The 5,320-nt window shown below is 41.8% G+C and carries 9 protein-coding genes; 6 read left to right on the top strand and 3 right to left on the bottom strand.

All coding sequences use genetic code 11. From position 1 onward, the window contains the following. The first annotated feature begins 135 nt into the window (after positions 1-135). The 5 genes from RMX98_RS36000 (at position 136) to RMX98_RS35980 (ending at position 2,728) form a co-directional block, all read left to right on the top strand. Entirely contained in the window at positions 136-1,386 is a 1,251-nt protein-coding gene (locus RMX98_RS36000) for a competence/damage-inducible protein A (RefSeq protein ID WP_322678315.1), read from the top strand. 48 nt (positions 1,387-1,434) lie between these two features. Further along, entirely contained in the window at positions 1,435-1,695 is a 261-nt protein-coding gene (locus tag RMX98_RS35995) for a CopG family transcriptional regulator (RefSeq protein WP_322678316.1), read from the top strand. Next, positions 1,682-2,104, top strand: coding sequence for a type II toxin-antitoxin system VapC family toxin (locus RMX98_RS35990; RefSeq protein WP_322678317.1), 423 nt, complete (start codon positions 1,682-1,684; stop codon positions 2,102-2,104). The genes RMX98_RS35995 and RMX98_RS35990 overlap by 14 nt, the downstream gene beginning before the upstream one ends. A gap of 127 nt (positions 2,105-2,231) precedes the next feature. Next, positions 2,232-2,420, top strand: coding sequence for a type II toxin-antitoxin system HicA family toxin (locus tag RMX98_RS35985; protein WP_322678318.1), 189 nt, complete (start codon positions 2,232-2,234; stop codon positions 2,418-2,420). Between the two features lie 86 nt (positions 2,421-2,506). Next, complete coding sequence (locus RMX98_RS35980) at positions 2,507-2,728, top strand: type II toxin-antitoxin system HicB family antitoxin (RefSeq protein WP_322678319.1); 222 nt, start codon at positions 2,507-2,509, stop codon at positions 2,726-2,728. Positions 2,729-2,952: 224 nt separating this feature from the next. On the opposite strand, the gene RMX98_RS35975 is transcribed toward RMX98_RS35980, so the two are convergent. The 3 genes from RMX98_RS35975 to RMX98_RS35965 form a co-directional block, all read right to left on the bottom strand. Further along, a complete protein-coding gene (locus RMX98_RS35975) occupies positions 2,953-3,348 on the bottom strand; it encodes a hypothetical protein (RefSeq protein WP_322678320.1) in 396 nt (131 codons plus the stop codon). Positions 3,349-3,485: 137 nt separating this feature from the next. After that, a complete protein-coding gene (locus RMX98_RS35970) occupies positions 3,486-3,620 on the bottom strand; it encodes a hypothetical protein (RefSeq protein ID WP_322678321.1) in 135 nt (44 codons plus the stop codon). Next, the gene (locus tag RMX98_RS35965) at positions 3,604-3,873 is read right to left on the bottom strand and encodes a type II toxin-antitoxin system Phd/YefM family antitoxin (protein WP_322678326.1); all 270 of its coding nucleotides are present in this window, start codon (positions 3,871-3,873) and stop codon (positions 3,604-3,606) included. The genes RMX98_RS35970 and RMX98_RS35965 overlap by 17 nt, the downstream gene beginning before the upstream one ends. A gap of 226 nt (positions 3,874-4,099) precedes the next feature. Here RMX98_RS35965 and RMX98_RS35960 point away from each other — a divergent pair, with 226 nt between their 5' ends. Further along, the gene (locus RMX98_RS35960; RefSeq protein ID WP_322678322.1) at positions 4,100-4,894 is read left to right on the top strand and encodes a DUF2993 domain-containing protein; all 795 of its coding nucleotides are present in this window, start codon (positions 4,100-4,102) and stop codon (positions 4,892-4,894) included. The last annotated feature ends 426 nt before the right edge of the window (positions 4,895-5,320 follow it).

The following is a 5,320-nucleotide window of genomic DNA, read 5'->3' as shown; positions in this document are numbered from 1 at the left end:
TAAGGGGAAAAGGGGAAAGATTAAATTTATTCCTTTTCCCTTTAACCTTTAACCTTTTCCCCTGCTCCCCTGCTCCCCTGCTCCCCTGCTCCCTGCTCCCTCATCCCCCACTCTCTACTCCCCTTCCCCAATCCAATGAGTGCAGAAATTATTTGTGTTGGTACTGAACTGCTGCTAGGAGATATCCTCAACGGCAATGCTCAATTTTTAGCGCAACAATTAGCGCAGCTAGGTATCCCTCATTACTATCAAACAGTGGTTGGGGATAATCCAGAACGGTTGAAGCAAGTTATAGAAATTGCTATTTCCAGGGCGCAAATTCTCATTTTCACTGGTGGACTCGGCCCCACACCAGATGATCTCACCTGCGAAACCATCGCCGATTTTTTTAAAGTCCCGTTGGTAGAACGTTCTGACATCATCGAAGACATAAACCAAAAATTCGCCCAACGAGGTCGGGTTATGTCACCAAGTAACCGCAAGCAAGCTTTAATTCCCCAAGGTGCAGAAATTCTCCCCAACCCCACTGGAACAGCACCCGGTATTATTTGGCAGCCTCGCCCTGAAATCACGATTTTTACCTTTCCGGGTGTTCCTAGTGAAATGCACGTAATGTGGGAAGAAACAGCCGTGCCATTTCTCAAAAGTCAAGGTTGGGGTAAAGAAATTATTTACAGTCGGAGTTTAAAGTTTTGGGGTATTGGTGAATCAGCTTTGGCGGAAAAAGTTTCTTCCTATTTGAAGTTGCCAAATCCGACAGTAGCCCCTTATGCAGGTAAAGGGGAAGTAAGATTGCGAGTCTCAGCTAAAGCCACTTCAGAAGCAGCCGCAGAAGACCTAATTGCGCCCATTGAAAAACAACTTAAAGAAATTGCCGGAGTGGATTTTTATGGAGTTAATAATGATACTCTTGCTTCCGTGGTCGGTGAGTTGTTGCGGGCATCAAAAGAAACGCTTGCGGTGGCAGAATCTTGCACTGGTGGTGGTTTAGGGCAAATGTTGACTGAGATTTCTGGGAGTTCTGATTACTTTTGGGGTGGCGTAATTTCTTATGACAATTCGGTGAAGGTTAGGCTGCTGGGTGTTAACCAGGAAGATTTAGATAAATTTGGGGCGGTAAGTGCAACTGTTGCAGAGCAAATGGCAATTGGAGTCAAAACCCGCCTTGCAACAACTTGGGGATTGAGTATTACTGGTATTGCTGGCCCAACTGGAGGGACAGATACTAAGCCGGTGGGTTTAGTTTATGTTGGTTTAGCTGGCCCAAAGGATGAAGTGGCAAGTTTTGAGTATCAGTTTGGTACAGTGCGAGGACGCGCTTTAATTCGTCATGTGAGTGCGAATGCAGCATTGGACAATCTGCGACGAAAATTGTTAGCGAGGTAGCAGATATGTTAGTCTTGTCATACAATTGTATGACAAGAGAGCATAACGATGCGAATTAATGCCCGATTAGATGACGAGTATGCTGACAAACTAGCTTATATTCAACAGCAGACTAATCAGGCTGTAACAGATGTGATTAAGTCTGCCCTGGAATTGTACTACCAACAACTTCAGCAGCAGCAAAAGAATTCTTTCTCGATGCTCACCGAAACAGGCTTTATTGGTTGCGGCGAGGCAGATCCTAAGCTGTCTATAAATTACAAATCAATTTTGAGAGATGGCTTAAAAGCTAAGTATGATTATCGTTGATACTGGCTTTTGGTTAGCATTGGCAAATCGCAATGACTCGTACCACACTCAAGCAATAATGGTACTTGCCAATCTGAACGAACCTCTAATTATGACTTGGCCTGTCGTTACAGAAACTTGCTATCTACTTTTAACAACGATGGGCGATCGCACCCAAGTAAGTTTCATTAATAACTTATTTTTAGGGGTCTTTACGGTTTTTGATTTGCAACCCCATCATGGTAAACGTATTTGTGAACTGATGGAAAAATATGCGAACTTACCAATGGATCTTGCCGATGCTTCGCTAGTGGTTTTAGCAGAACACTTGGGACATGGAAGAATTTTGTCGATAGATTTTAGAGATTTTAATGCTTACCGATGGAAAAATCAGCATCCGTTTGAAAATCTGATGCAGATGCAGGTTTAATCGTGCAGCTATGAGCAAAATTCCTATCCTCCAACCAAATAACTCAAGACCTGAATTTATATCGTGTTCCTGCTGATATAGAAGAGTTACTGCGTATTTTAGTGGCGATACTAGATGGCTAAGAAAGATGGCAATATCGTGTGTAGAAATGTCGAAAAAGCGTAAATTGCTAGAGAAAGTCCTTTCTGGTTCCAGAAATATTCAATTTCATGAACTGGTTACTTTGTTTGAGGCGTTTGGATTTTCTCTATCACGGATTAATGGCAGTCACCACATTTTTACTCATCCAGATATTCATAATCTGCTTAACCTATAAAATCAAAAGGGCAAAGCTGTTCCTTATCAAGCCCGTCAATTTTTGATTTTGGTTGAAGAATATGCACTTACTTTGGAAGATGAAAAATGAAAAACTATCATATTAATATCTTCTACAGTGAAGAAGATGAAGGCTATATTGCTGATATTCCTGATTTGAAATACTGTTCAGCATTTGGTTTAACAGAAGAAGAAGCACTTCATGAAGTCTTACAAGCCAAAGCAGCATGGTTACATGCTGCCAAAGTTGAGGGCAAACCAATACCTGAACCGAGATATCGACCTGCAATTTACCAGATAGCGTCATAATTAATGGATATGGTGCGATCGCACTTTTTCTTGAGGTTGCAAGTTGCGATCGCACCATATCCAATAGTCAGACTTTTTCCAGGAGTGTGTAAAATTTCGTTCTTCGGTAGACATAATTCTCCAAGGTTAATATTTGCCCCAGATGCCTCTAGTCCAAAATTCCTAATGACATCAAAATCACGTTCATGGTTACACTTGGGGCAAGACAGCTTTGATTTCGGGTATTAGCGTAGGGGTGTATTAACTTGCTCTTGATAACCACAATTAGGATTTAAACATCGCATCATCCCAATGACTTCATTTTGCAGCGAGAGAATAGGCTGTGAAAATCCAGATTCATCCAAATGCTGCAAAATTTCTTTAACGCTGAAACTTGGTTCGTATTCGATATTGACTGTTGGTTCAATAGTTAAATCATGGGCGATACAAGATTCTTGTCGCTGAATTTGCACCTTAAAAGCCATCCAAGGATTTAAACCTAGAAATACTTTCTCCCCTGGATTCAGCAACCCAGTTTTGCCATGCAAATGTAGAAGAGTTTGCTGCACCTGCATTGCCTCAACTATGGAAGCAATCGTCGCTGTAGTAGGCATTGCAGCTTCTAGGATATTTCGTTTCATTCCCTGGCAAGAGTATCGCTGGTTACGCCGTTGCCACATTTGGCTAGAATGCTGCACTTATAACAATAGGAAAGTTGACGCACTTCTTCAGAAAATACCTCATGTTTTACAGCTAAGGCACACCGACGAGGTTTTTCTTAAAGAGATGCAATAGTATCCATCAACCCTCTAAACCACTGATCTGCATAATCTGGGTTGTACTCTCTCAGCCACAGGTATGCTGCCTCAATTTGAGCATCTGCTGTCTTGACTGTCCTAACTTGAAATGCCATATTTTTGCTGCATTTCTTGCTGAAATTCCTCAACAGGTCTTGTCCTACCTGCGTCTACATCCTCCAGTCCCTTTCTAATTCCCGCAATTGTTTCCAAATGTTCCAAAAGTTCTAGAAGTTTCTGGTAAGACTTAGCATCTTGCACAACTAGTTCTGCTTTGCTATTCACGGTTAACACCACCGATTGTCCAGTTTCCTTCATTAGCTGAATAAATTCAGAAGTATTGCGCTTGAAGCTTGAGAGGGAATGAATATCTCAAACGATGTTCAGCATGACTTTGATTATGCATTAAATTTGCACTAAATATAATGCTAACATTGATAATTATTTAATAATATCAGTAATATTTGACACATTTAACTAGTTATCATCAGCTATCCAACTCTTACCTATCAGCACAATTAATCACGGGATCGCTTGCTGTATTCTTCATAGTTTGTTACAAAAGTACAAAGAACTTCTAGAGACTAAAAACCACATGTTCGGCGGACTTACTGGTTTACAAGATCCTAAAGGCACTGATTGGGGAGAGCGAATGCTCAACACGGTCGCCAGCCAAACGATTCGCCACCTGTTTACCCAAAGCGAGTCAGTAGAAGTCTTTGTGCGCTGCTACCCCTCCAGCAAGCTCTTGCAAGGCAGCATTGATAGCTTCAAGATGAGCGGTCGTGGCTTGGTGATTCGGAGAGATTTCGCGGTAGAAGAGATGTCTTTTGAAACCGATGCGGTTGCCATTGACTTCGGCTCGGTTTTAAAAGGCAAACTCAGTCTCAAGCAACCTACTCAAGCGATCGCTCAAGTAATTTTATCAGAAGCAGGCATAAATCAAGCCTTTAATGCAGAACTGGTGAAAAAGCGCCTGCTTAACCTCACCGTACCATCACTGACGGCATTATCTGGCGGTGAACCAGTCTCCTTTACGGAAGTTCAGGTACAGCTATTACCAGGAAATCGCTTACAGCTTGCAGCAAAAGCAGATTTAAATAATGGCGAACTCGTTCCTCTGAACATGAGCCTAACTTTAGGGATTGAAAGGCGGCGGCGAGTTTCTTTTAAAGATCCAAAAATCGAACTTGACCAAGTGCCAGAAGCACAACGAGAAATTTCGCAAACCCTGAGCGTGGCGCTGGTAGAAATTTTAGATAATATGGTTGATTTAGATCGTTTTGACCTTGATGGAGTGAAAATGCGGCTCAACCGATTAGAAACTGAAGGTCAAAAACTTATTTTCAGTGGATATGCGGAAATTGAACGTATTCCTCATAGCTCTTAATAAGGTAAGTAGAATCTTTTAACGTGAGCTTCCAACGAACGGCATTCGTTATGCTTTAACAGAAAAATCTAGTTTTCTAGGCGTTCGTCGAACCTCTACCTCCCTTAAACTAAAGTTTAAATCTATCCCTCTTCGAATCGGAGAGGACAGTTTCGCACAGTAAAATTTCTTGTACCATTTATTTGTGAATCTGTATATATTTACCCTCTGTAGTTTCCCTGCTGCTTTGGCTACGGTGTATAGATAAATCCTAAAATCCTTGCCTACTAAGGATACAAGCCTTGGTAGGCAAGATAGCTCATCAGATCGACACTATATGAATAAACAGTCAAATTCAAGTTTTTTTAGCATCAGGACTTACGCAACTGTCACAAGCAATGGCGCGGTGTAGCCGCGCCGCGCGCCAAGCAACTACACGATAAACAT

This window comes from Nostoc sp. DedQUE02 (assembly GCF_034531035.1).
Classification (GTDB): Bacteria; Cyanobacteriota; Cyanobacteriia; order Cyanobacteriales; family Nostocaceae; genus Nostoc.
The sequence above is the reverse complement of the archived record's forward strand: the minus strand, read 5'-3'. Positions and strand labels throughout refer to the sequence as shown.